Source organism: Streptomyces sp. NPDC006385, from assembly GCF_040612485.1.
In the GTDB taxonomy this organism is placed as follows: Bacteria; Actinomycetota; Actinomycetes; order Streptomycetales; family Streptomycetaceae; genus Streptomyces.
The window spans coordinates 59,018-83,942 of record NZ_JBEXQG010000008.1 but is presented as its reverse complement, the minus strand read 5'-3'; the positions used below and the strand labels follow the sequence as shown (position 1 = coordinate 83,942).

At 71.3% G+C, this 24,925-nt stretch carries 21 protein-coding genes; 10 read left to right on the top strand and 11 right to left on the bottom strand.

What is annotated here, in order from left to right; genetic code table 11:
* Positions 1-171 precede the first annotated feature (171 nt).
* Positions 172-705 carry a GNAT family N-acetyltransferase gene (locus tag ABZ078_RS08610; RefSeq protein ID WP_356572989.1) on the top strand — a complete coding sequence of 178 codons (534 nt, stop codon included), beginning with the start codon at positions 172-174 and terminating at the stop codon, positions 703-705.
* Between the two features lie 80 nt (positions 706-785).
* Complete coding sequence (locus ABZ078_RS08605) at positions 786-2,267, top strand: alpha/beta hydrolase (RefSeq protein WP_356572987.1); 1,482 nt, start codon at positions 786-788, stop codon at positions 2,265-2,267.
* 86 nt (positions 2,268-2,353) lie between these two features.
* On the opposite strand, the gene ABZ078_RS08600 is transcribed toward ABZ078_RS08605, so the two are convergent.
* Positions 2,354-3,514: an abortive phage infection protein gene (locus ABZ078_RS08600; RefSeq protein ID WP_356572985.1), complete on the bottom strand. Its 1,161-nt coding sequence runs from the start codon at positions 3,512-3,514 to the stop codon at positions 2,354-2,356.
* A gap of 153 nt (positions 3,515-3,667) precedes the next feature.
* Between ABZ078_RS08600 and bla the strand changes: the two genes are divergently transcribed.
* Positions 3,668-4,552 (top strand): class A beta-lactamase, encoded by an 885-nt coding sequence (gene bla / locus ABZ078_RS08595; protein ID WP_356573231.1) that lies wholly within the window; start codon positions 3,668-3,670, stop codon positions 4,550-4,552.
* On the opposite strand, the gene ABZ078_RS08590 is transcribed toward bla, so the two are convergent.
* The 5 genes from ABZ078_RS08590 to ABZ078_RS08570 all read right to left on the bottom strand — a co-directional run bounded on the left by ABZ078_RS08590 (position 4,545) and on the right by ABZ078_RS08570 (position 9,369).
* A complete protein-coding gene (locus tag ABZ078_RS08590; RefSeq protein ID WP_356572983.1) occupies positions 4,545-4,982 on the bottom strand; it encodes a protein-tyrosine phosphatase family protein in 438 nt (145 codons plus the stop codon). The genes bla and ABZ078_RS08590 overlap by 8 nt on opposite strands.
* A gap of 73 nt (positions 4,983-5,055) precedes the next feature.
* On the bottom strand, positions 5,056-5,433 hold the full coding sequence (locus tag ABZ078_RS08585; protein ID WP_356573230.1) for a helix-turn-helix transcriptional regulator: 378 nt from the start codon (positions 5,431-5,433) through the stop codon (positions 5,056-5,058).
* Positions 5,434-5,612: 179 nt separating this feature from the next.
* Positions 5,613-8,006: an excinuclease ABC subunit UvrA gene (locus tag ABZ078_RS08580; protein WP_356572981.1), complete on the bottom strand. Its 2,394-nt coding sequence runs from the start codon at positions 8,004-8,006 to the stop codon at positions 5,613-5,615.
* A 150-nt stretch (positions 8,007-8,156) separates the two neighbouring features.
* Entirely contained in the window at positions 8,157-8,567 is a 411-nt protein-coding gene (locus tag ABZ078_RS08575; RefSeq protein WP_356572979.1) for a VOC family protein, read from the bottom strand.
* Between the two features lie 10 nt (positions 8,568-8,577).
* Positions 8,578-9,369 (bottom strand): FadR/GntR family transcriptional regulator, encoded by a 792-nt coding sequence (locus tag ABZ078_RS08570; protein WP_356572977.1) that lies wholly within the window; start codon positions 9,367-9,369, stop codon positions 8,578-8,580.
* Between the two features lie 246 nt (positions 9,370-9,615).
* Here ABZ078_RS08570 and ABZ078_RS08565 point away from each other — a divergent pair, with 246 nt between their 5' ends.
* Genes ABZ078_RS08565 through ABZ078_RS08545 form a run of 5 tightly spaced genes read left to right on the top strand, consistent with a single transcriptional unit; the run spans position 9,616 to position 16,162 of the window.
* Positions 9,616-11,244, top strand: coding sequence for an ABC transporter substrate-binding protein (locus tag ABZ078_RS08565; RefSeq protein WP_356572975.1), 1,629 nt, complete (start codon positions 9,616-9,618; stop codon positions 11,242-11,244).
* Positions 11,245-11,263: 19 nt separating this feature from the next.
* On the top strand, positions 11,264-12,223 hold the full coding sequence (locus tag ABZ078_RS08560) for an ABC transporter permease (RefSeq protein WP_356572973.1): 960 nt from the start codon (positions 11,264-11,266) through the stop codon (positions 12,221-12,223).
* Positions 12,220-14,211 carry a dipeptide/oligopeptide/nickel ABC transporter permease/ATP-binding protein gene (locus tag ABZ078_RS08555; RefSeq protein WP_356572971.1) on the top strand — a complete coding sequence of 664 codons (1,992 nt, stop codon included), beginning with the start codon at positions 12,220-12,222 and terminating at the stop codon, positions 14,209-14,211. Before ABZ078_RS08560 ends, ABZ078_RS08555 begins: the two co-directional genes overlap by 4 nt.
* Positions 14,208-15,227, top strand: coding sequence for an ABC transporter ATP-binding protein (locus ABZ078_RS08550; RefSeq protein WP_356572969.1), 1,020 nt, complete (start codon positions 14,208-14,210; stop codon positions 15,225-15,227). Before ABZ078_RS08555 ends, ABZ078_RS08550 begins: the two co-directional genes overlap by 4 nt.
* The gene (locus ABZ078_RS08545; protein WP_356572967.1) at positions 15,227-16,162 is read left to right on the top strand and encodes a dihydrodipicolinate synthase family protein; all 936 of its coding nucleotides are present in this window, start codon (positions 15,227-15,229) and stop codon (positions 16,160-16,162) included. Before ABZ078_RS08550 ends, ABZ078_RS08545 begins: the two co-directional genes overlap by 1 nt.
* Positions 16,163-16,207: 45 nt before the next feature.
* Here ABZ078_RS08545 and ABZ078_RS08540 read toward each other — a convergent pair whose 3' ends face one another.
* From ABZ078_RS08540 to ABZ078_RS08530, 3 genes are all read right to left on the bottom strand, one after another.
* A complete protein-coding gene (locus ABZ078_RS08540; RefSeq protein WP_356572965.1) occupies positions 16,208-16,867 on the bottom strand; it encodes a response regulator transcription factor in 660 nt (219 codons plus the stop codon).
* Entirely contained in the window at positions 16,864-18,102 is a 1,239-nt protein-coding gene (locus ABZ078_RS08535) for a histidine kinase (RefSeq protein ID WP_356572963.1), read from the bottom strand. The genes ABZ078_RS08540 and ABZ078_RS08535 overlap by 4 nt, the downstream gene beginning before the upstream one ends.
* A gap of 68 nt (positions 18,103-18,170) precedes the next feature.
* Positions 18,171-20,246 carry an MMPL family transporter gene (locus ABZ078_RS08530; protein ID WP_356572961.1) on the bottom strand — a complete coding sequence of 692 codons (2,076 nt, stop codon included), beginning with the start codon at positions 20,244-20,246 and terminating at the stop codon, positions 18,171-18,173.
* A 316-nt stretch (positions 20,247-20,562) separates the two neighbouring features.
* Here ABZ078_RS08530 and ABZ078_RS08525 point away from each other — a divergent pair, with 316 nt between their 5' ends.
* Positions 20,563-20,892 carry a hypothetical protein gene (locus ABZ078_RS08525; RefSeq protein WP_356572959.1) on the top strand — a complete coding sequence of 110 codons (330 nt, stop codon included), beginning with the start codon at positions 20,563-20,565 and terminating at the stop codon, positions 20,890-20,892.
* Between the two features lie 16 nt (positions 20,893-20,908).
* Here ABZ078_RS08525 and ABZ078_RS08520 read toward each other — a convergent pair whose 3' ends face one another.
* Both ABZ078_RS08520 and leuA read right to left on the bottom strand, forming a co-directional pair.
* Entirely contained in the window at positions 20,909-21,607 is a 699-nt protein-coding gene (locus tag ABZ078_RS08520) for a TerB family tellurite resistance protein (protein ID WP_356572957.1), read from the bottom strand.
* A 184-nt stretch (positions 21,608-21,791) separates the two neighbouring features.
* Positions 21,792-23,513: a 2-isopropylmalate synthase gene (gene leuA, locus ABZ078_RS08515; RefSeq protein ID WP_356572955.1), complete on the bottom strand. Its 1,722-nt coding sequence runs from the start codon at positions 23,511-23,513 to the stop codon at positions 21,792-21,794.
* Positions 23,514-23,845: 332 nt separating this feature from the next.
* Here leuA and ABZ078_RS08510 point away from each other — a divergent pair, with 332 nt between their 5' ends.
* Positions 23,846-24,916 carry a M4 family metallopeptidase gene (locus ABZ078_RS08510; RefSeq protein WP_356572953.1) on the top strand — a complete coding sequence of 357 codons (1,071 nt, stop codon included), beginning with the start codon at positions 23,846-23,848 and terminating at the stop codon, positions 24,914-24,916.
* The last annotated feature ends 9 nt before the right edge of the window (positions 24,917-24,925 follow it).

Below are 24,925 nucleotides of genomic sequence, written 5' to 3'. Positions count from 1 at the left end.
GTACCAAAAGGAGGCGCATCGGGAGCGCGTTGGGGCATAGGCATCATGCGGTCTTGAACAGCCGGAACCGCGCTGCTCAAGATGGGCGGACCGCTACTGAGCACCGGAAACGGCGAGCAACAGGCACTCACCCGCACGAGTGACTCCATTCCATCACACAGGGGGCGGATGATGGCGCTACCGGAGGAACGTTTCCCTTTCCCGGGCAACCACACCGACCAGGCGTTCTTCGCCGACCGCGCCGACCGGCCCCTGACCATGCGAGGGGTCACCGAAGCCGACCTGAACGAGCTCCTGCGGGTGGACAGGGAGGTGTTCCCGGACGATCCCTACCCCTACTTCGTCCTGCGCCAGCACGTCGACGTCCACGGCGACCGCATCCTCGTCCTGGACGACGGGGAGTGCCTGCACGGCTATGTCCTCTTCGTCACGACGTCGGACGGCTATGTGTGCTGGGTCCTGAGCCTGGCCGTCAGCGCCGACCAGCGGGGCAGAGGGCTCGGCAAGCGGCTCATGCACGAGGTGCTGCGGCAGGTGCGCCGGGAGCGGGTCCATGAGGTGCGCCTGACCGTGGAGCCGACGAACGCGGCGGCGATCATGCTGTACCGGTCCCTGGGGTTCTCCACCGAGGGCGGGGTGCGCCGGGACTACCTGGGGCCCGGAGAGGACCGGCTCATCATGACGCTGAGGCTGGGACTGGGGTGAACCCCACCGGGTAAACCCCCGAGGCGATACGGGAGTTACCAGGATGTGACGCCTCGTCAAGACCAGTCAGGCTGCTGTGCATGAAGCAGATCACGAAGAGTGCCGCCCTGATCGGCGCCGCCTGCGGAGTCGTCTTCGGGGTCGTCACCCCGCTCACGGCGTCCGCCGACGGCACGCCCGCGCCGCTGAAGTGGAGCACGTGCGAGGGTGAGGGGCTCGATCCACGGCAGGAGTGCGCCACCGTCTCCGTGCCGATGGACTACGGCGACCCCGACGGCGAGAGGATCGACCTCGCCGTCTCCCGCATCCGCAGCGAGAAGCCGTCGGCACGCCGGGGCGCGCTGCTGCTCATCGCGGGCGGGCCCGGCGGAACGAGCCTCGACCACCCCTCGGCCAAGGGGCGGAAGCTGCCGCGGGAAGTGCGGGACGCCTACGACCTGATCGGGTTCGCCCCACGCGGCAACACACCCTCCGCGCCGGTGAGTTGCGACCTCGACAAGGCCGACCTCGCCCTCACCAAGTTCCGCCCGTGGCCGGCCCCCGACGGTTCCGTCACCGAGAACATGGCCTACGCCCGGCATGTGTCGGATGCCTGCGCACGCAACGGCGGAGAGCTGATGCGGCACATCAGCACGAAGAACAACGCCCGTGACATCGACCGCATCCGGGCCGCGCTCGGCGAGCGCAAGCTGTCGGCGTGGGGCGACTCGTACGGCACCTACATCGGCGCCGCGTACCTGGAGCTGTTCCCGCACCGCACCGACCGCGTCGTGCTGGACAGCAACGACCACGCCGACCCGGTACGGGCGGAGCGCGCCTGGCTCCAGGCGTTCGAGGTGGGGGCCGAGGACAACTTCCCCGTGTTCGCCAAGTGGGCGGCCACGCCCGGCAATCCGTACCGGCTCGCCGACACGGCCGCCGAGGTGCGCCCGCGCTTCCTCCGCCTCGCCGCCCGCCTGGACCGCGAGCCGATCCCCTGGCCCGGCGCCCACCCGGCGCGGCTGAACGGCAACGTACTGCGCCAGACCATGCTGGACAGCTTCTACGACCCCGACGACTACCCGGTCCTGGCCACACTGATGCTGGCCGCGGAAAAGGGCACGGTGCCGCCCGCGCCGCCGGCCCCGCCGGAGGCGATGCTGCAGAACGGCGCCGCGGTCGGCGCCGCCACCATCTGCAACGACGGTGCCTGGCCCCGGTCGGCCGCCGTGTACCGCAAGGGCGTCGCCGAGAGCCGGGCGAAGTATCCGCTGACCGCGGGGATGCCGAGGAACGCGATGGTGTGCGCGGCGTGGCCGTGGCAGCCGAAGGAGGAGCCGGTGCGGGTCACCGACCGCGGCCCGTCCAACGTCCTGCTCGTGCAGAACGAGCGTGACGTGGCCACCCCGCTGAGCGGCGCCCTGAAGCTGCGCGAGGACCTCGGCGGGCGGGCCGTCATGGTCACCGTGAACTCCACCGGCCACGGCGCCTACCTCGAGAACGGAAACGCCTGCGGCGACGCCACCGTCTCCCGCTTCCTGGCGACCGGGAAGCGTCCGGGCCAGGACACGTACTGCGCCTAGGTCAGCGTTCGGCGAGCGGGGCCGGAGCCTCCTGGACCGTCCAGCCGTTGGCGTCGGGGCCCTGGAAGAAGAATACGCGCGCCTCCTCAGCCATGGTCTCCCCGCGGGCCGGACGCCGCCCGTCGGCCGTACCGGCGGGCCAGCGCGTGGAAGGCCTCCTTCGGCTCCCAGTGCCAGTCCGAGGCCGGGTCGTCGGGGCGGTCCTTGATCGCCTTGGTGATGCCGTAGCTCGCCAGGTCGAGGTCGTAGCGCGGGTTGTCGGGGCGGTGCGGGGCGTCCGCGGTGAGGAACTCGAAGACCATCGCCGCGTACAGGCCCATCGACTCGAAGACGTCCAGCAGATCGACCAGGTAGGCGGCCTGTGTGCGCTCACTGCGCACCAGGTCGCCTTTGATCTCGTGAGGCTCCTTGGTGTAGTCGACGATGTCCCAGCCCATGCCGCCGGCCTCGGGGGCGCCGACGTACGCGCACGTGCCGAACTCGGTGATGGCCAGGGGCTTGCCCCAGCGCAGGTAGCGACGCAACTCGCGTACATAGTCCGCGTGTCGGCGATGGTACGAGTAGTAGTCGATGCCGACGACGTCGAAGAGGTTCCAGTCGACCGGTTCGAACTCCTCGTCCTGGGCGGCGGCGTAGCTGAGGCGGCCGTGGAAGACGGAGCGGCCGACCGCCGCCGCCTTCGCGGTGAAGCGGGCCAGGCGGCGCCGCATCTTCTCCATGTCGACCGTGCCCTTCTGGAGGTTGCCGACTCGGTCCAGGACCGTCTCCCCCGGCACGATCCCCGGCACGAACAGCCAGAACTCGCAGCCCACGCTGAAGTCCACGCTCGCGCCGTGCCGGCGCAGCCGCTCCGCGAACCGCCCGCACTCGGCGATGCCGTCCAGGATCTCCCGCTCGGGCACGTCCCCGAGGGTCGGCTGGAGCCAGACGTGCAGGCCGCGTTCGGCGGCCTCGGCGGCGGTGGCGGTGAGGCGGTCGACTCCGTCGCCGGTGACGTCGACGGTGTCGGCGTGCAACTCGTCGCGGATGACCCGGACGTCCTCGCGCATCCGGGCGGCGCTCCACGCGGTCCCGGGCGTCTCGCCCGCCCCGACGGTGTAGACGACGCCCCTGTGCTTCAGCCCCCTGCGCTCCGGCTCTCGCCCGGTCGCCGCGGCCTGCCCGGCGGGCACCACCGCCGCCGCCAGCCCGACGGCCGCGGCACCCGCCAGAAACCCTGCCCTGCTGATCCCCTTGGTGTTCTCCATACGGCCACTGTGGCGAGCGGGCGCCCGTCGCGCCGTCCGCCGATGGTCTACGGCGGCGCAACCAAGGAGTGACAGGCGGCGTCGCTCACTGAAGAGATCGTTGCCGCCCCACGAGCGAAGGAGAGCAAGATCTCAGTGTCTGCCCAGTCCCCGATGACCCGCCGCGCCCTTCTCACGGCCGGCACCGCCGCCACCGCGGCCACCCTGCTCGCGAGCACCCCCGCCCACGCCACCCCCGGCGGCAACGACGGCGACGTCACCGTCCGCCTCCGCGCGCTGGAGCGGCAACACGGCGCTCGCCTGGGCGTGTTCGCGCACAACCTCGCCACCAAGCGCACCGTCCACCACCGCGCCGACGAGCGGTTCCCGGTCTGCTCCCTCTTCAAGACCCTCGCCGCCGCGGCCGTTCTGCGCGACCTGGACCGGGACGGCGAGGTGCTCGGCAAGCGGATCCACTACACGCAGGCCGACCTGGTGGACGGCTCCGACAAGACCAGGGAGAACCTGGCGACCGGCATGACCGTCGCCGAACTCGCCGACGTGGCCATCCGGTTCAGCGACAACACGGCCGGCAACCTCCTCCTGCGCGAGCTCGGCGGCCCCACCGCCATCACCCGCTTCGCCCGCTCCCTGGGCGACCCGGTGACCCGCCTCGACCGCTGGGAGACAGAACTCAACTCGGCGGAGCCGTGGCGCGTCACGGACACCACCAGCCCGCGCGCGATCGGCCGGACGTACGCCCGGCTGGTCCTCGGCAACGCCCTGAACCGCCCCGACCGCGACCTGCTCACCCACTGGCTGCTGAACAACACCACCAGCGCCAACCGCTTCCGCGCCGGCCTGCCCAGGACATGGACGATCGCGGACAAGACGGGCGGCGGCTCCTACGGCGCGAACAACAACGCGGGGATCGCCTGGACCGAGAACGGCACCCCGCTCGTCCTGGCGGTCCAGACGACGCGGCCCGAGCAGGACGCGGCGTGGGACAACGAGCTGATCGCCAAGACGGCCGAGCTGCTGGCGAAGACGCTCACCTGAAGCGCCGCACGTACCCGCGCTGCCACGGCGTCTCCACGGCGTGCCGGTCGTAGCCGCGCCGTACGAAGGCCACGGCCTCCTCGGCCGGTACGCCGTCCAGCACCGCCAGACACGCCAGCGCCGTACCCGTACGGCCGCGGCCGCCGCCGCACGCGATCTCGACGCGTTCGGTGGCGGCCCGCTCCCATGCCTCGGTGAGGGCGGTGCGGGCCGCCGCGCGGTCGGCCGGGAGACGGAAGTCGGGCCAGCGCAGCCAGTGGGACTCCCAGGGGACCTCCGGCGGCCGCCTGCCCAGCAGGTAGAGGGCGTAGGCGGGGGTCGGTGCCGCCGGATCCAGGGGGTGGCGCAGGCCCCGGCCGCGCAGCAGGCGCCCGGACGGCAGCCTGAGGACGCCGGCGTCGCTCTCGTTCCACGGATTCTCGCTCTGCACGGCCCCATTCGAACCGAGTCGGGCGGGGCGGGCAACCGAATCCGTGACATCGGTGGTCCGGGGGACGCTGCCGTCAGGCCGGCCGCGGTGGGCTCGGCCGGTTCCTGAGCGGCCGGGTCACCTGCTTCTCCAGGCACGACGGGATCCCCGCCGTCGCGTCCGCCTCCTCCGCCCGACGCCGGTAGGCGCTCGGCGACATGCCGACCAGCTCCGTGAAGCGCGTGCTGAAGGTGCCCAGCGACGAGCAGCCGACCTCGAAGCACACCTCGGTGACGCTGAGGTCGCCGCGGCGCAGCAGTGCCATGGCGCGCTCGATGCGCCGCGTCATCAGGTAGCCGTAGGGCGACTCGCCGTAGGCGGCCCGGAACTCGCGGCTGAGGTGCCCGGCCGACATGTGCACGCCGCGCGCGAGCGCCTCCACGTCCAGCGGCTGTGCGTACTCCCGGTCCATCCGGTCACGGACGCGGCGCAGCGCGGCGAGGGTCCGCAGGCGCTGCTCCGGGGACGTCGCGTGGTTACGGCTCACACCCCCATCCTCCCGAGCCGCCTCCCACCTCGTCCACTCCCGTGTCCGACGGGAGCGGGAGGACAGGAGGGCCCGTACAGGGGACGACGTGAAGCACATCGGGGTCAGCCGCCGACGTAGGCCGCGAGGTGCTCACCGGTGAGGGTGGAGCGCTGGGCGACCAGGTCGGCGGGGGTGCCCTCGAAGACGATCCGGCCGCCGTCGTGGCCGGCGCCGGGGCCGAGGTCGATGATCCAGTCGGCGTGCGCCATGACCGCCTGGTGGTGCTCGATCACGATGACGGACTTGCCGGAGTCGACGAGCCGGTCGAGCAGGCCGAGCAACTGCTCGACGTCGGCGAGGTGGAGGCCGGTGGTGGGCTCGTCGAGGACGTAGACGCCGCCCTGGTCCCCCATGTGCGTGGCCAGCTTCAGCCGCTGCCGCTCGCCGCCGGAGAGCGTGGTGAGCGGCTGGCCGAGGGTGAGGTAGCCGAGTCCGACGTCCGCCATCCGCTCGACGATCTTGTGCGCGGCCGGGATCCGCGCCTCGCCCGCGCGGAAGAACTCCTCGGCCTCGGTCACCGACATCGCGAGCACCTCACTGATGTCACGGCCGCCGAGGTGGTACTCCAGCACCGACGCCTGGAACCGCTTGCCCTCGCAGTCCTCGCAGGGGGTGTCGACGCCGGCCATCATGCCGAGGTCGACGTAGACGACGCCGGCGCCGTTGCAGGTGGGGCAGGCGCCCTCGGAGTTGGCGCTGAACAGCGCGGGCTTGACGCCGTTGACCTTGGCGAACGCCTTGCGGATCGGGTCGAGCAGTCCGGTGTACGTCGCCGGGTTGCTGCGGCGCGAGCCGCGGATCGGCGTCTGGTCCACCGACACCACGCCCTCCGGGGCCGGGATGGAGCCGTGGATGAGCGAGCTCTTTCCGGAGCCGGCGACACCGGTGACGACGCAGAGCACGCCGAGCGGGATGTCGACGTCGACGTGTCGGAGGTTGTTGGTCGTCGCGCCGCGGATCTGGAGCGTGCCGGTGGCCTTGCGCACCGTCTCCCTGAGCTTGGCGCGGTCGTCGAGGTGGCGGCCGGTGACGGTGTCGCTCGCCCGCAGCCCCTCGACGGTGCCCTCGAAGCAGACGGTGCCTCCGGCCGTGCCGGCGCCGGGGCCGAGGTCCACGACGTGGTCGGCGATGGCGATCGTCTCCGGCTTGTGCTCCACCACGAGCACCGTGTTGCCCTTGTCCCGCAGGCGCAGCAGCAGGTCGTTCATCCGCTGGATGTCGTGCGGGTGCAGGCCGATGGTGGGCTCGTCGAAGACGTACGTGACGTCGGTGAGCGAGGAGCCGAGGTGGCGGATCATCTTGACGCGCTGGGCCTCGCCGCCGGACAGGGTGCCCGCGGGCCGGTCCAGCGAGAGGTAGCCGAGGCCGATCTCCGTGAACGAGTCCAGGGTGTGCTGGAGCGCGGTGAGCAGCGGCGCCACCGAGGGCTCCTTGAGGCCGCGGACCCATTCGGCAAGGTCGCGGATCTCCATCGCGCAGGCGTCGGCGATGGAGATCTTGCCGATCTTCGAGGACCGGGCGCCCTCGCTGAGCCGGGTGCCGTCGCACTCGGGGCAGGTGGTGAAGGTGACCGCGCGCTCCACGAACGCCCGGATGTGGGGCTGCATCGCTTCCTTGTCCTTGGACAGGAACGACTTCTGGATCTTGGGGATCAGGCCCTCGTAGGTGAGGTTGACGCCGTTGACCTTGACCTTGGTCGGCTCCCGGTAGAGGAAGTCGTGCATCTCCTTCTTGGTGAACCGGCGGATCGGCTTGTTCGGGTCGAGGAAGCCCGACTCGGCGTAGAGGCCGACGGTCCAGACGTTGTCCGACTTCCAGCCGGGGATGGTGAACGCGCCCTCGGCGATCGACTTGGAGTCGTCGTAGAGCTGGGTGAGGTCGATGTCGGAGACCTTGCCGCGGCCCTCGCAGCGGGTGCACATCCCGCCGGTCCGCTCGAACGTCGCCTTCTCGGCCTTGGTCCTGTCGCCGCGCTGCACGGTGATCGCGCCGCTCGCCTTTACGGAGGCGGTGTTGAAGGAGTAGGCGCTGGGCGGGCCTATGTGCGGTTCGCCGAGTCTGCTGAAGAGGATGCGCAGCATCGCGTTGGCGTCGGTGGCGGTGCCGACCGTGGAGCGGGGGTCGCCGCCCATGCGCTGCTGGTCGACGGTGATCGCGGTGGTCAGGCCGTCGAGGACGTCGACCTCGGGGCGGGCCAGGTTCGGCATGAAGCCCTGGAGGAAGGCGCTGTAGGTCTCGTTGATCAGCCGCTGCGACTCGGCGGCGATCGTGTCGAACACCAGCGAGCTCTTGCCCGAGCCGGAGACACCGGTGAACACCGTCAGCCGGCGCTTGGGGATCTCGATGCTGACGTCCTTGAGGTTGTTCTCGCGTGCGCCGTGCACGCGGATCAGCTCATGGCTGTCGGCGACGTGCGGTGCGGACGAGCGCGTGTCCGTCCTCGTGGCCCTGCTCATCGTGTGCTCTCTCCCTGTGCGGCTCGGGGTGGGTGCCGGTCGGTTCCGGTGGGGCTGCGGTGGGGCGTGGTGGGGCTGCGGTGGGGCGCGGTGGGGCGTGGTGGGGCTGCGGTGGGGCGCGGTGGGGCCGCGGTGGCCGGACGGCTCAGCTCAGCTCCGCTGCTGGATGCGGATCAGGTTGCCCGCGGGATCGCGGAAGGCGCAGTCGCGGATGCCGTACGGCTGGTCGATCGGCTCCTGGACCACCTCGGCGCCGCCGGCCTGCACCTTCTCGAAGGTGTCGTCGACGTTCGGGGTGGCCAGCAGGATCCAGCCGTAGGTGCCCTTGGCCATCATCTCGGCGATCGTGCGGCGCTCGTCCTCGGTGATCCCGGGGTCGGTGGCCGGCGGCGCCAGGAGGATGGACGTGTCCGGCCGGCCGGGGGGGCCGACCGTGATCCAGCGCATCTTGCCCTGCCCGACATCGGTACGGACCTCGAAGCCGAGGGCGTCGCGATAGAAGGCCAGGGACGCGTCCGGGTCGTCGTGCGGAAGAAAGCTGGCGTGAATCGAGATGTCCATGCCCGTCACGCTAGCCGTGGCCGGGGGGCCGCGCTTCTCGATTCCTGATCGGTCCGGCCACCTGTTCCGCGTCGGCCGACCCCGCGCGAGCCCGTCCCGCCCGCTCCTCGATCTCCCGGAAGTGCACGGCCATCGCCCGCTGTGCCCCCGCCACGTCCCGGGCGCGCAGGGCCGTGACGATGGCGCGGTGGCGGCGGGCGGTGAGTTCGGGTGCGGGGTCGTCCGGCCGGCCGCGGGCGCCGCAGACGCGCCGGAAGACCGTCCAGAAGGCGGCCAGGAGCTGCGGGACGAGGTCGTTGCCGAGCGAGGCGTAGAGCAACTCGTGGAACTCACGGTCCAGTTCGGGGAAGGCCCGCCCGGCCCGGCCCGCCGCCTCCATCCTCGCCACCACCCCTTCCAGCCGGTCCAGCTCCGCCTCGGTGACCGTCGCCGCCACCCTCCGGATCAGCCCCTCCTCCAGGACCTCCCGCACCTGGAGGATCTCGGCGAGGGCACCCGTGTCGTGGTCGCTCCGGGCGAGCGTGCGAAAGGTCAGCCCGTCGACGAGCGGAGTGAGCGAGGCCTGGCCGACGTACGTGCCGTAGCCGTGCCTGATCTCCACGATGTCCAGGGCCTGGAGCGCCTTGAGCGCCTCGCGGACGCTGTTGCGGCTGACGCGGAGGTCCTCCATGAGCTCGGCCTCGGTGGGCAGGAGGGCACCGGCCTGGAGCCCGCGGTCGATGATCAGCTCCATGACCTGGCGCTGGATCCGGCTGTTCCTGGACTCCTCGGACGTACGGGTGTTCCTGGGCTGCCCGGGCATGCGGCGCATGGTACGCGCAGCGGACGTCCCACATCCCACGTCCGCCGGACGCGGTGCTGACAAGGGGTCAACTCAGGCCATTTCACAGTGCCATTGGTCCGACCTGTGGCAGATGCGCCATTCGTGTGAGATCCCTTGACCGCCCCCCACACCCCACCTATGGTCGCGCTGACCGTCAGGACGTAGGACGTCGTATCTCCTCACCCACCTCATCGCCGGAGCACACCACCCACCGCTGGAGGACCCGTGCGCGACGTGACCCACGACGTGCCGGCGCTGCACCGCCGGTCGTTCCTGAAGCACACCGGCGCGCTGGGCGCGGCCGCCGCCGTCTCCGCGTCGCTGTCGGCCTGTTCGTCGGGGCCCGAGTCCACGAACGAGACCGGCGGGGGCGGCGGCCAGGACCGGACGCTCACCGCGGTCATCGGCTACGGCAACGACGGAAGCTGGGACCCCACCCAGACGGCGTCCGCCTTCTGCATGGCCGCCAACAACCACATCTACGAGGGGCTCCTCGACACCGACCCGATCTCCCGCGAGCCCTACGCGGCGCTCGCCACCCAGGTGCCGGCGGACCCGAACAGCACGTCGTGGAAGTTCACGCTACGGGCGGGCGCGAAGTTCCACGACGGCAAGCCGGTCACGGCCGACGACGTGGTCTTCGTCTTCGACCGGATCCTCGACCCGAAGACGCAGACCCTCGCCAAGGGCTTCTTCGCGAGCTGGCTGAAGGAGGTGCGCAAGATCGACGCGCGGAACGTCGAGCTGGTGCTCAAGTTCCCCTTCCCGGACGGGATCTCGCGGCTCACCCTGGCCAAGATCATGCCGAAGCACGTCTTCTCCCGGCCGGGCGCCTGGGAGGAGGCGATCAAGGGCAAGGCGATCGGCTCGGGGCCGTACCGGCAGACCGCGCACCACCCGAAGTCCAACACCACCTTCGAGGCGTTCGCCGACTACAACGGCCCGCGCAAGCCCGCCTTCAAGAAGATGAACTGGCTGACCATCGTGGACGCCGCGCCCCGCGTGGCGAGGATCTCGGGCGCCAGCGCCGGCGCGCAGATCGCGGACAACATCCCGTACGCCAACATCGGGCAGCTGGAGAGCGGCGGGCTGACGGTCGCGGGCGGGGCCGGGATGAACAACCTCTTCCTGATGTTCAACACCCGGCACAAGCCCTTCGACGACGTACGCGTCCGCCAGGCGCTGCACTACGCCATCGACACCGAGAAGATGGTCGAGGTGGCGCTGAAGGGGCACGGGAAGCCGTCGAGCTCCTTCCTGAACGAGTCCAACCCCAGCTACCGGCGTGCCAAGACCGTCTACGACCACGACCCCGACAAGGCGAAGGCGCTGCTGAAGGAGGCCGGGGTCAGCGGGCTGGAGATCGAGATCCTGGCCGTGAACGTGAGCTGGATCGTGGACTGCCTGCCGACCGTCAAGGCGTCCTGGGACGCGATCGGCGTGCGGACGACCCTCTCCCCGCAGGAGACCACGGCCGTCTTCACGAAGATGGACCAGAAGCAGGACTACCAGGTCGTCGCCGCCGCCTCGAACCCCAACCAGTTCGGCCTCGACGCCGACCTGATCATGCACTACAACTACGGCCCCGAGAACCTGTGGATGCAGTACACGCGGTGGGCCGACAACGCCGCGGCCAAGGCGCTGTTCAGGGACATGGAGCGGGCCACCCGGGAGCCGGACCCCGAGAAGAAGAAGACGATGGTCCAGGACTACATCGACGTCGTCGCCGAGCAGGCCGTGCTCTACCCGGTCGTCCACAACGAGCTGATGACGGCCTGGGATCCGAAGCAGCTCACCGGGATAAGGGCACAGCCGTACCCCGGCATCAACCTCCTCCAGGCCAAGTGGGCGTGACCACCAGGGGAGTCTCTCCGTGATCGCCGTCGCCAGGATCCTGGCCCGTCGCGTCCTCCTGCTCGTGCCGCTGATGCTCGGCATCGTGCTGTTCGTGTTCCTGGTGATGCGGTTCTCGGACGTCGACCCGGCGTCCGCGTTCTTCCAGGGCGCGAACCCCACCGCCCAGCAACTGCACGACTTCCGCGAGGAGAACGGCCTGCTGGATCCCCTCCCCGTCCGCTACGTCGCCTTCATCGGCGACCTGCTCCACGGCGACATGGGCACCAGCGCCCTGACCCGGGCGCCGGTCGTCGACCAGGTCACCACCGCGCTGCCGCTGACCCTCCAGCTCACCTTCCTGGGCCTCGGCATCGCGGTCGTGCTGTCCCTGGTCGGCGGCGTGACGGCCGCCATCTACCGGGACCGCCTGCCCGACCAGGTCATCCGGGTCGTCTCCCTCACGGGCGTCGCGGCACCCGGCTTCTGGCTGGCGCTGCTGATGATCCAGTACCTGGCCGTCGACCTCGGCTGGTTCCCGACCGGCGGCTACATCAACCCGGCGGACTCCTTCACCGGCTGGCTGAAGACCATGACCCTGCCCGCCTGCGCGCTGTCGCTGCCGGTGGCGGCGCAGCTCACGCGGATCGTGCGGACGGCGGTGGTGGAGGAGCTGGACAAGGACTACGTCCGCACGGCGATCGGCAGCGGGCTGCCGCCACGGGTCGTCGTCGGCCGGAACGTCCTCAGGAACGCGCTGATCAACCCGCTGACCGTCCTCGGCCTGCGCGTCGGCTATCTCCTCGGCGGCGCGGTCGTCATCGAGACGATCTTCTCGCTGCCCGGGATGGGGAAGCTGATGATCGACGCCGTGAAGAACGGCGACCCGGCGGTCGTCCAGGGCGTGGTCCTGACGACGGCCGCCGGCTTCGTCGTCGTCAACCTCGTCATCGACATCCTGTATCTGCTGGTCAACCCGCGCCTGCGGGAGGCGACGTGACGTTCAACCGCAAGCGCCTGGCCGCGGCGCTGTCCCGGCCCGGCATCCGGCCGCGCGGCTGGCGCAGGCTGCCGCTGCTGTCGAAGGTCGCCGTCTGCTTCCTGGCGGTCGTGGTCCTGATGGCACTGCTCGCCCCCGTGCTGGCGCCGCACGACCCGCTCGACCAGCAGCCACCGGTCGACGGCACGGGGCATCCGTCCGCGGCGCACTGGATGGGCCAGGACAGCCTCGGCCGGGACATCCTCAGCCGGCTGATGTACGGCGCCCGCTGGTCGCTGGCGATCGGGCTCGGTGCGACCGGGCTGGCCCTCGTCGTGGGCGCCCTGCTCGGCGCCATCGCGGCCACGTCCCGCAAGGCCGTCGACGAGACGCTGATGCGCTGCCTGGACGTGGTGATGGCGTTCCCCGGCATCGCGCTGGCCGCCGTGCTGGTCGCCGTCTTCGGCGGCGGCATCACGGTCCTGATCTGCGCGATCGCCTTCCTCTTCACACCCCCGGTGGCGAGGGTGGTGCGGGCCAACGTCCTCGACCAGTACGGCGAGGACTATGTGACGGCGGAACGGGTCATCGGCGCCCGCACCCCGCACATCGTCCTCAGGCACGTGGCGATCAACTGCGCCGCCCCGGTGCTGGTGTTCTGCACGGTCCAGGTGGCGGAGGCGATCGTCTTCGAGGCTTCGCTGTCCTTCATCGGCGCGGGCGTACGGCCACCGGACCCGTCCTGGGGCAGTGTCATCGCGGACGGCAAGAACATGGTGCTCACCGGCGGCTGGTGGGCGACCGTCTTCCCCGGGCTGCTGATGCTGGTGACCGTCCTGTCGCTGAACATCCTCTCCGAGGGCGTGTCGGACGCGTGGGCGGCACCGTCGGCGCGTGAGGTCGACGTACGGGACGGCGACGACCGGCTGGAGGCGCCCGAGCCGGGCAGCGGCGAAGTGCTCCAGTTGCCGGGGCTCACGGAGGCGGCGGCGCGGCTGCGAGCGCGGGCGCGGCCGTTGCCCGACCCGGGCGGTCAGCCGGTGCTCGCGGTGGAGAACCTGGCGATCGGGTTCGAGGGCCGGCACGGCGGCGTGGACATCGTCGACGGCATCAGCTTCGAGGTGCGGCCCGGTGAGGTGCTGGGCCTGGTCGGGGAGTCGGGCTGCGGGAAGTCGCTCACCGCCCTCGCGGTGATGGGGCTGGAGCCGAAGGGCGCCCGGGTGCGCGGTCATGTCCGGTTCGACCAGCGGCAGTTGGTGGGCGAGCCGATGCGCGTACGGCGCAAGCTGCTGGGCCACGAGATGGCGATGGTCTACCAGGACGCCCTGTCGTCCCTGAACCCGGCGATGACGATCCGCTCCCAGCTCAAGCAGGTCGTACGCCGCGGAGGCCGCCGTACGCCCCACGAACTGCTGTCGATGGTCGGCCTCGACCCCGAACGCACCCTGCGCAGCTACCCGCACGAGCTCTCCGGCGGCCAGCGCCAGCGCGTCCTGATCGCCATGGCCCTGTCCCGCGACCCGAAGCTGATCGTCGCCGACGAGCCGACGACCGCGCTGGACGTCACCGTGCAGGCGCAGATCATAGAGCTGCTGCTGAGGCTGCGGGAGGAGCTGGGGTTCGCCCTGATCCTGGTCTCGCACGACCTCGCGCTGGTCGCCGACGTCACCGACCGGGTGGTGGTGATGTACGGCGGCCAGATCGTGGAGACGGGCGTGACCGCGGACCTGGTGGAGGCACCGGCACACCACTACACGCGGGGGCTGCTCGGCAGCGTGCTCTCTCTTGAGTCGGCCCAGGAGCGGATGACGCAGATCAAGGGCGTGGTCCCCTCCCCCGCCGACTTCCCGGCGGGCTGCCGTTTCGCGGACCGCTGCCCGCTGGCGAGCGAGGTGTGCCGGACGACGGCACCGGACCTGGTGGGCACGCCGACGCATACGGCGGCCTGCCATCACCCGGCGGTCCTGCCGGCGCCGAAGGATCGCTCCGGAAGCGAGGTCGTCCAGTGAACGCGCTGGTGGAGCTGTCGGACGCGCACGTGGTGCACAGGGCGCGCAGCGGCGGGCTGTTCACCCGGGACAAGGTGTACGCCCTGACCGGCGCCGATCTCACGATCGCGCCCGGCGAGACGGTGGGCGTGGTCGGCGAGTCGGGCTGCGGCAAGTCGACGCTGGCGAAGGTGCTGGTGGGGGTGCAGCGGCTGACGTCGGGGACGGTGGCCTTCCGGGGACGTGACCTGTGGGCCATGACGCCGGCCGAGCGCAGGACGGCGGTGGGCGCCGGCACCGGGATGATCTTCCAGGACCCGTCGACGGCGCTGAACCGGCGACTGACGGTCCGGCAGGTACTGCGGGACCCGCTGGACGTGCACGACCGGGGCACCAGGCCCCAACGTGAGGAACGGGTACGGGAGTTGATGTCCCTGGTAGGGCTGCCCCGCGCCCTCGCCGACGCCCTGCCCGGCCAGTTGTCGGGCGGCCAGCGCCAACGCGTCGCGATCGCACGGGCGTTGGCGCTGGATCCGGACCTGGTGGTGGCGGACGAGCCGACGAGCGCGCTGGACGTGTCGGTCCGCGCCCAGATCCTGAACCTGCTGCTGGACCTGAAGGAGCGGCTGGGCCTGGCACTCGTCTTCGTCTCGCACGACATCCAGACGGTGCGCAGGATGAGCGACCGCGTGATCACCATGTACCTCGGCCGGATCGTCGAGGAGGCCCCGGCGGACCGGGTCACCGACGGCTCCCGGCACCCGTACACCCGCGCCCTCTTCTCCGCGACGCCCGGCCTGCTCGACCCCATCGACCCGATCCCGCTGGCCGGCCCGGTCCCGTCGGCGACCCGGCCGCCGAGCGGGTGCCCGTTCCGGACGCGGTGCTGGAAGGCGGACGGGGTGTGTGCGGAGGTGATGCCGGGGTTCTCGGCCGCGTCGAGCCCGGAGCATCGTTACCGGTGTCACCATCCGGTGGAGGAGGGCGAGGCCACCCGCGACCTCGTACGACAGAGCAACCTTGCCAAGGAGCCTTGATGACGATCCCCACCCCGCTCACCGGTGTCGTCCCGCCCGTCTGCACGCCCCTGACACCGGACCGCGAGGTGGACGTCCCGTCGCTGCTCAGGCTGGTCGACCATCTGGTGGACGGCGGGGTGCACGCTCTGTTCGTGCTGGGCTCGTCATCGGAGGCGGCCTTTCTGACGGACCGGCAGCGCCGGGTGGTGGTAGAGGCGGTGTCGGGGCATGTGGGCGGTCGGCTCCCCGTACTGGCGGGCGTGATCGACATGACGACGCCGAGGGTCCTGGAGCACGTACGCGAGGTCACGGGGGCGGGCGCGGACGCGGTGGTGGCGACGGCTCCCTTCTACGCCCGGACCCACCCCGCCGAGATCGCCCGCCACTACCGCCTGGTCGCGGCGGCGTCGGCGGTCCCGGTCATCGCCTACGACATCCCGTCCGCCGTGCACACCAAGCTCCCCGCCGACGTGATCCTCGAACTCGCCGCCGACGGTGTCCTGGCCGGCCTGAAGGACTCCAGCGGTGACCTGGCCGGTTTCCGCGAGGTCGTCACCGGTGCGCGCGCCCGGCCCGACGTCCGGGGCTTCAGCGTGCTGACCGGCTCGGAACTCTTCGTCGACGCCGCCCTCGCGGTGGGGGCCGACGGGGCGGTGCCGGGGCTCGCCAACGTCGATCCGGCGGGGTACGTCCGTCTCGACCGGCTGTGCCGTGCCGGGGACTGGGAACGGGCGCGGGTCGAACAGGAGCGACTGTGCGCCTTGTTCGGCATGGTCCGCGTCGGGGACGCCGGGCGGATGGGGGGAAGCTCGTCGGCGCTGGGCGCGTTCAAGGCGGCGCTGTTCCTGCGGGGGGTCATCGACTGTCCGGTGACGGCGGAGCCGCAGGTGCCGTTGTCGCCGGCGGAGGTGGAGAGGGTGGGGAAGTTCCTGGCCGGTGCCGGGTTGCTGTGAGCGGGCTTCGCCCTCGCCGCCCCGAACGACCCGTTGACCTGTCCGTCACAGGGTCCCCGGTGTCACCATCCCCGACTCGTACGCCACGATGACCAACTGAGCCCGGTCCCGCGCCCCCAGCTTGCCCATGATCCGGCTGACGTGGGTCTTGGCGGTGAGCGGGCTCAGGCCCAGCGCGTCGGCGATCTCCGTGTTGTTGAGCCCGCGCGCGACCAGCGTCAGCACCTCGCGTTCACGCTCGGACAGACAGTTGGGCCCGCCCGTCGTGGGCGCGGACGGGCTGCGCAGGAACCGTTCGATCAGCCGTGCCGTCGGCCCCGGTGACAGCAGCGCCTCCCCGGCCGCCACCGTGCGGATGGCGTCGAGGAGTTCGGCCGGGCGCGTGTCCTTCACGAGGAATCCGGAGGCGCCAGCGCGCAGCGCGTCCACGATGTTCTCGTCGGTGTCGTAGGTGGTGAGGACCAGCACCCGCACCCCGGCCAGGTCCTCGTCGGCCGCGATCAGGCGGGTCGCCTCGATGCCGTCGAGGTCGGGCATGCGGATGTCCATCACGACGAGGTCGGCGCGGGCGCTCAGGGCGAGTTCCGCGGCCTCCCGGCCGGTGCCCGCCTGGCCGACGACCTCCATGTCCGGGGCGGAGTCGACCAGCATGGCGAACGCCTCCCGCACGAGCGTCTGGTCGTCCGCGAGCAGGACGCGGATCATCGGGCTCCTTCCCGGTCCGTTCCGGTGGGCAGTACGGCCCTCACCTCGAAACCCCCCTCGTCGCGCGGTCCGGCGTCGAGTGTGCCACCCACGCTGCGCGCCCGCTCCCGCATGCCGGCCAGACCGTAGCCGGGGCTCCGGGTGCCGGGGCCCGGCGGGCGGGTGCCGTCGTCGGTGACCGAGACGCGCAGGGCGCCCTGCTCCTCGTACAGCTCGACGCGCACGGCGGGTTCGGGCCCCGCGTGCCGTACGACGTTCGTCAGCGCCTCCTGCACGATCCGGTAGGCGGCCGCGCCCACGGCGGGCGGCGCCTGCCGCACCCGTACCGCCGTCTCCACCCGGGCGCCGGACAGCCGCGCCGCCGCCACCAGGTCCGGCACGCCGTCGAGCCCGGGCAGCGGGCCGCGTGCCTCGCCGGCGGCGCCCTGGTCGCGCAGCACCTCCAGCGTCGTACGGAGTTCACCGCGGGCCGTGCGGCAGGTCTCGGCGATGTCGTCCAGGGCCTTCGCGACCGTCTCGCGGTCCAGGCGCTCGGGGTCCGCGGTCAGCACATGGGCGGCCACCGACGTCTGCACGCCGATGAGGGTGATGCTGTGGGCCAGCAGGTCGTGCAGGTCGCGGGCGATGCGCAGGCGCTCCTCGGCGACCCGGCGGCGGGCCTCCTCCTCGCGGGTGCGTTCGGCCCGCTCGGCGCGTTCGACGATGGCGGCGACGAACTGGCGGTAGTAGCGGACGTCGATGCCGCAGAAGAGGAACGCGACGACCCAGCCGGAGATCCGCAGGACCTCCATGGTCCCGTCGGGGTTGGTGAGGGCGTTGAGAAGCAGCGTCACGCCGAGGACGGCGGCGCCGACGATCAGGGTGCGGCGCACCGTGCCGGTGGCCGCGACCGTGTACAGCACCACCATGGTCGCGAGGATGGGCGCGGCGTGGTTGTTCTCCCACGCGTGGTACGGCGTGATGCAGACCATCACCACGAGCAGGACGAGCACCGGACGGCGGCGCCGCCACACGAGAGGCGCATGCGCGGCGAGCAGCAGGGTCCAGCCGAGCGCGTCGGGCCGCGTCCCCTTGTCGCCGACCAGGGCCATGACCGCGGCGAGGGCGGCGCACGCCACGGCCAGCAGCGCGTCGTTGCGCGTGCGGTGCGGGGCGGTCAGGGGGTCGCGGTTGATCGCCGCCATGATCCGCTCGCCCATGCGGGGCCGGCCCGCCGCTCTCGTCGTCTGCCGCATCGGCTCATCCTCCGCCACGCGGGCACCCCTCCGGGAGGGGAGGGGTGCCCTGACGGCGCGTGGTCGGCTCACACCGGCTCCGGCTGGCGTTCCGGCCGTACCGGCGGCTTCGGCGCCCGGGACAGCCCGCCCGGCCACCACATCGTGCGGCCGAGCGCCACGCTCGCGCTGGTGACCAGGTAGGTGCGGACGAGGAAGGTGTCCAGCAGCACGCCCACCGCGATGACGAAGCCCAACTCGACGAGCGCGACCATCGGCATGCTGGTGAGCACCGCGAAGGTGGCGGCGAGGACGAGCCCGGCCGACGCGATGACCCCGCCCGTCGTGCGCAGCGCGGTGAGCGCGGCCGACGCCGGTTCGGCGCCGTTCAGGCACTCCTCGCGCATCCGGTGCATCAGGAAGATGCCGTAGTCGACGCCCAGCGCGACGAGGAACACGAAGGACAGCAGGCCCAGCCCGGGGTCGGTGCCCTCGAAGCCGAAGACCGGCCCGAAGACGAGTCCGCCGATGCCGAGCGCCGCGCCCCACACGGCGACCACGGCGGCCACCAGGATGAGCGGGGCGACGAGCGAGCGCAGCAGGGCGACGAGGATCAGCAGCACGGACAGCAGCACGATCGGTACGACGACGAGGCGGTCCCGGGCGTTGGTGTCCTTCAGGTCGATCTGCTCCGCGCTCGGGCCGCCGACGTAGGAGCCGTCGAGCTTCTCCCGCAGGGCCTCGATGGTGGCGGTCTCCCCGGCGGACTGGGGTGGGGCGGTGGCGAGGACGGAGATCTCGGTCCAGCCGTTTCCGGTACGGCCCTCCTGCGCGCTGTCGACGCCCCGGGTGCCGTCGATCGAGGCGAGCGTGTCGTCGGCTCGGCCTTCCGGTGTGATGACGGTGAGGGGCTGGGTGCCGCGCTCGGGGTAGGCCATGGCGAGCGTCTCCATGGCGGCGACGGCGTCGGGCTTGCTGGTGAAGGAGTCGTCCTGCTTGAGGGTGCGGGGCAGGTTCAGCGCGCCGAGCGCGAGCACGCCGAGCAGGACGGCGCCGCCCGCGAGGACGGTGCGGGGTCGGCGTCCGGCGGAGCCGCCCATGGCGGTGAACAGGGACTTACGGGCCTTGGGCGTGCTGCCGTAGCGCGGTACGAGCGGCCAGAACACGCGCCGGCCGAGCAGGACGAGGATCGCGGGCAGCAAGGTCAGCATCGCGGCCAGCGCGCACAGCACACCCACCGTGCCCAGCGGGCCCATGCCCCGGCTGGAGTTGAGGTCGGCGGCGAGCAGGCACAGCAGTCCGGCGGCCACGGTGCCGGAGGAGGCGAGCACGGCGGGGCCGCAGCCCTTGAGCGCGGTGACCATGGCGTCGTACGGCCGCTCGATGCGCCGTAGTTCCTCGCGGTAGCGGGAGATGAGCAGCAGCGCGTAGTCCGTCCCCGCGCCGAAGACGAGGATCGTCATGATGCCGGAGCTCTGGCCGGACACGGATGTCCCGAACCACTGGTGGAGACCGTAGGCGACGCCCATCGACAGGTAGTCGGCCATGCCCACGACGGCGAGCGGCACCAGCCACAGGAACGGGCTGCGGTAGATGAGGATCAGCAGCAGCGCGACGACCCCGGCGGTGGTGTAGAGCAGCGGTCCGTCGAGCGAGTTGTAGACCTCGGTGGCGTCGGTGGCGAGCGCCGCCTCACCGCCGACCTCGACGCCGAGTCCGTCCTCGCCCTTGGCCATGTCCCTTACGGAGTTGACCAGTTCGTCGCGGGCCTTCTCGTCCTGGCCCGGCTCGGTGCTGGCGAGCGGGTACATCAGGGTGGTGCCGTCCTCGGACGGGATGCCTCGCGGTTCACCGGTGAGCCGGTGTGCGCCGGCGATCCGGTCGATCTGGTCGGCGGCGGTGGCCTTGTCGGCTGCGGTCAGCCCGCCGTCGCGGTGGTAGACGACGACCATCTCGGTGGCCTCGCCCCCGGGCAACCGGTCCTGGATCCTGGCGACCTGGGTGGAGTCGGCGCTCGCCGGCAGGTAGTCGATGGCACGGTCGCGCTGGACGTCCGCCAGCTTCGAGGCGAACGGCGAGGCGATCGCGAGCACGGCGATCCACAGCCCGAGCACGAGCCAGGGCACGGCACGCCTTCGCCGTGTGCTTGTCCTTGCGGCCCCCATGTGACGGGTCTCCCTCCGGTCGGGTGTCTGGTTCGTCTCCAGACTCCCCGCGCGGGGGCGGCGGATCGTCGGGCGGGAGGCCGAGTTGGGGGCTACTGCCGGGGGCGGCGGAACGGGGCGATTACTCCCCGGGGAGTACTGCGGGGCGGCGCGGGGCCTGAGGATCCGTACTCCGGCCCCGGACCCGCTTCCCGGGAATGCTCGCCGCTGTACCTGCCGCGCGCCGCCGTCAGCGCCGGTCTGCGGCTGGTCGTCGACCTGGCCGCACCGATGGTCGCGGCATACCGCTGACCGTCCGGGTTCCGCCTCTACGACGGTGTCCGGGCCGCGGCGGCCAGCAGCCGGGTCACGTCCTCGGCGCGGATGGCGAGGACCGCTCTGGCGGCCCGGACTGCCCGGCCTCGACGTCATCGGGATCGTCGCGGCCGTCCTGCCGGGCATCGACGTCAGCGGCACCCGCAAGCCGTTCGATCCGGGCGCGGACGACTCCGACGTCACTCCCGCCCTCGACCGGCTCCCCGTGGGCATCGCCGGCGGCCTCGTCGTGCTGTCCGCCACGCCGCTGTACCTGCCGCGCGCCGCCGTCAGCGCCGGTCTGCGGCTGGTCGTCGACCTGGCCGCACCGATGGTCGCGGCATACCGCTGACCGTCCGGGTTCGCCTCTACGACGGTGTCCGGGCCGCGGCGGCCAGCAGCCGGGTCACGTCCTCGGCGCGGATGGCGAGGGCGGCGCCGACCGTCGCCAGGACGTCACGCTCGGCGGGTGTGTACGGCCCGTCGGCCAGGGCGATCCGGGCGCCCTGGAGCAGGATGGACTCACGGCCGGCCGGGGCGAGATGGGGGGCCAGCGGGTCGAGGGCCTCATGGAGCTCTATGGCCAGCCCGGCCCCGCAGGGCTCGGAGAAGACCCGCCCTGTGTCCGCCGCCAGTGCCTCGACGAGGGCGTTGAGCTGTTCCTCCGTGCAGTCGTCGAACCCGGCCGCGCGCACGGTGGCCGCCGCGGTCTCCAGGGACGGACGGGCGCAGGTGCCGCCCGCCGCCAGGACCGCGAGGGCGACGGTGTGGACGGCGTCGCGGAGCATCGCGGAGAAGCGGGTGGTGGTCGGATGGTCGAGGACGTCGGTGCCGAAGTGGCGTCGGCAGGCCGCGCACTCCACGACGGGTGCGGTCTCGCCGCGCGGCAGCAGGGGCACGCCGAGGACGGTGAAGCGGCGGTGCCCGGTCAGCCGCTGGTAGTTGCGGTCGCCCCCGCATCCGGGGCAGAAGAACTCGCCGTCGCCGATGGGCGACCACGCGGTGCGGGTGCCCAGGATGCGCGCAGCCCTGGCGGCACGGCCGTCTCGTCCCCGTCCTGGCAGCACGTCGCACCTCCGTAACCACGCGGCCACATCGCCGCGCTTGCGTGATGTTAGCCACATCACGGACGCGGAGTCAGCACCCCGGACGAGACCTTTCCGTGACCTGCACAGGTCAATGGCCGAATCACGACGGAGCCCCGCCCGCCGAACGAACGGCGAACGGGGCTCAAACCACCGGTCGGACTGGTTACCGAGCCGCCCGGTTGACCGCCGACACAACCGCCTTCAGTGAGGCACGCGTCGTGTTCGCGTCGATGCCGATGCCCCACAGGACCTTGCCGTCGATCGCGCACTCGATGTACGAGGCGGCCTGCGCGGACGCGCCCTCGGCCAGCGTGTGCTCCTGGTAGTCCAGCAGGCGTACGTCGATGCCGATGGACTGCAGGGCGTCGAAGAAGGCCGAGATCGGACCGTTGCCCGAGCCGGTCAGGACGGTGTCCTCGCCGTCGACCGTGGCCTCCACCTTCAGCGTGTCCACGCCGTCGGTGTCGGTGGTCGACTGGTTGTTCTTGACCTGGATCCGACCCCAGGGGTTGTCCGGGTTCGGCAGGTACTCGTCCTGGAAGACCGCCCAGATGTCGCCGCCGGTGACCTCGCCGCCCTCGGCGTCCGTCTTCGCCTGGATGAGCTTGGAGAACTCGATCTGCATCCGGCGCGGCAGGTCCAGCTTGTGGTCGTTCTTCAGGACGTAGGCGATACCGCCCTTGCCGGACTGCGAGTTGACGCGGATGACGGCCTCGTAGGAGCGGCCGACGTCCTTCGGGTCGATCGGCAGGTACGGCACGGCCCACTCGATGTCGTCCACGGTGACGCCCTTGGCGGCCGCGTCGGCCTCCATCGCGTCGAAGCCCTTCTTGATGGCGTCCTGGTGGGAGCCGGAGAAGGACGTGTAGACCAGGTCGCCCACGTACGGGTGGCGCGGGTGGACCTCCATCTGGTTGCAGTACTCCCACGTACGACGGATCTCGTCGATGTCGGAGAAGTCGATCTGCGGGTCGACGCCCTGGGAGAACAGGTTCATGCCCAGGGTGACCAGGTCGACGTTGCCGGTGCGCTCGCCCTGCCCGAACAGACAGCCCTCGACGCGGTCGGCGCCGGCCATCAGCGCCAGCTCGGCGGCGGCGACGGCCGTACCGCGGTCGTTGTGCGGGTGGACGGAGACGCAGACGTACTCGCGGCGGGAGAGGTTGCGGCTCATCCACTCGAAGCGGTCCGCGTGCGTGGACGGCGTCGAACGCTCCACCGTGGCGGGCAGGTTGAGGATGATCTCGCGGTCCGGACCGGGCTGCCAGACGTCCATGACCGCCTCGCAGACCTCCAGCGCGAAGTCCAGCTCGGTGTCGGTGAAGATCTCGGGCGAGTACTGGTAGCCGAATTCCGTCTCCGGGCCCAGCAGCTTCTCCGCGTACTCCATCACCAGGCGGGTGCCGTCGACGGCGATCTGCTTGATGTCGTCCTTGGAGCCGCGGAAGACCACCCGGCGGAAGACCGGCGCGGTGGCGTTGTACAGGTGGACGGTCGCGCGCTTGGCGCCCTTGAGGGACTCCACCGTGCGCTCGATCAGGTCCTCGCGGGCCTGGGTCAGTACGGAGATGGTGACGTCGTCGGGGATCGCGCCCGGCTCCTCGATGATGGAGCGCACGAAGTCGAAGTCCGTCTGTCCCGACGCCGGGAAGCCGACCTCGATCTCCTTGTAGCCCATCTTGACCAGCTGGTCGAACATCCGGCGCTTGCGCTCGGGCGACATCGGGTCGATCAGGGCCTGGTTGCCGTCGCGCAGGTCCGTGGAGAGCCAGCGGGGGGCGACGGTGATCCGGTTGTCCGGCCAGGTGCGGTCGGGGATGTCGACCTGCTCGTAGCGGCCGTACTTGTGGATCGGCATGGGGCTGGGCTGCTGGCGGTTCGCCATGATGCTTCGGGCTCCTCAGGGTGTCCGGAAGGACGGCCGACGACGCAACGCCAAGCTCCGCGGGGAGGGAGTCGACCTGGACTACAGGCCCTCGCCGCGGCAGCTAAGAAGAAGCAGCCCGAAACGCATGATGCGAAGCATGCTAGCCGAGCCGCTCCCTGTGCGGGGCGTCGTATCAGTATGCGGGACCCGGAGGACGAACAGGACAAAAAGTGCGCCATGCCACTTCGCCCTATCACTTCGTCACGTAGCGTGCCGCTCCTGTCCGCATATTTCACCAATCATGGTTGCTACTAGTGACAGACCCATGACTCAGTGCAATGGTGCCGGGCATGACGACCAACGGGGGCTTCGAGCCCGTCTTCTGCACCGTCGTGCCGCCGCACGTCCTCGACACACTGGCCCGCAACGACGACCCCGCACTCTCCGGCCCGGCTCGCCGGACCCTGATGCGCGACAGCGAGCTGCGCGGCAGGCGCCGCGTCACGACCGAGTTCGCCCTCGCGGCCGCCCCGACGGCGAAGGCACCGTCGGACCAGCCGCTGCGCACGATCTACGACGCCGAGCACAAGACCGCACTGCCCGGCACCAAGGTCCGCGGTGAGGGCTCCGCACCCGGCCAGGACGCCACGGTCAACCGCGCCTACTCCGGCCTCGGCGCCACCTTCGACCTGTTCCTCAAGGCGTACCGGCGGCACTCCATCGACGGCGACGGCCTGCCCCTGGACGCCACCGTCCACTACGACGAGAACTACAACAACGCCTTCTGGAACGGCGAGCAGATGGTGTTCGGCGACGGTGACGGGGAGATCTTCCTCGACTTCACCATCCCGATCGACGTCATCGGCCACGAGCTCTCCCACGGCGTCACCCAGTACACGGCCAACCTCACCTACTACGGCCAGCCGGGCGCCCTGAACGAGTCCATGTCGGACGTCTTCGGCGCGCTCATCAAGCAGTACACGCTCGGCCAGACCGCCGCCGAGGCCGACTGGCTCATCGGTGCCGGGCTGCTCGCCCCCAGCGTGTCGGGCAAGGCCCTGCGCTCCATGAAGGAACCGGGCAGCGCGTACGACGACGACGTCCTCGGCAAGGACCCGCAGCCCGCGACCATGGCCGACTACGTCCGCACCGGCCGCGACAACGGCGGCGTCCACATCAACTCCGGCATCCCCAACCACGCCTTCTACCTGGCCGCCACCGCGCTCGGCGGCCACGCCTGGGAGAAGGCGGGGCAGATCTGGTACGACGTCCTGACCGGCGGCGAGCTGTCGGACCGGGCCATGTTCACCGACTTCGCCAAGCTGACCGTCAAGGCCGCGCGGGAGCGCTTCGGCGACGGCGGCGACGAGTTGCGGGCCGTGTCGAAGGCGTGGGAGCAGGTCGGGGTGCGGATCTCGTGAGTCCGTACT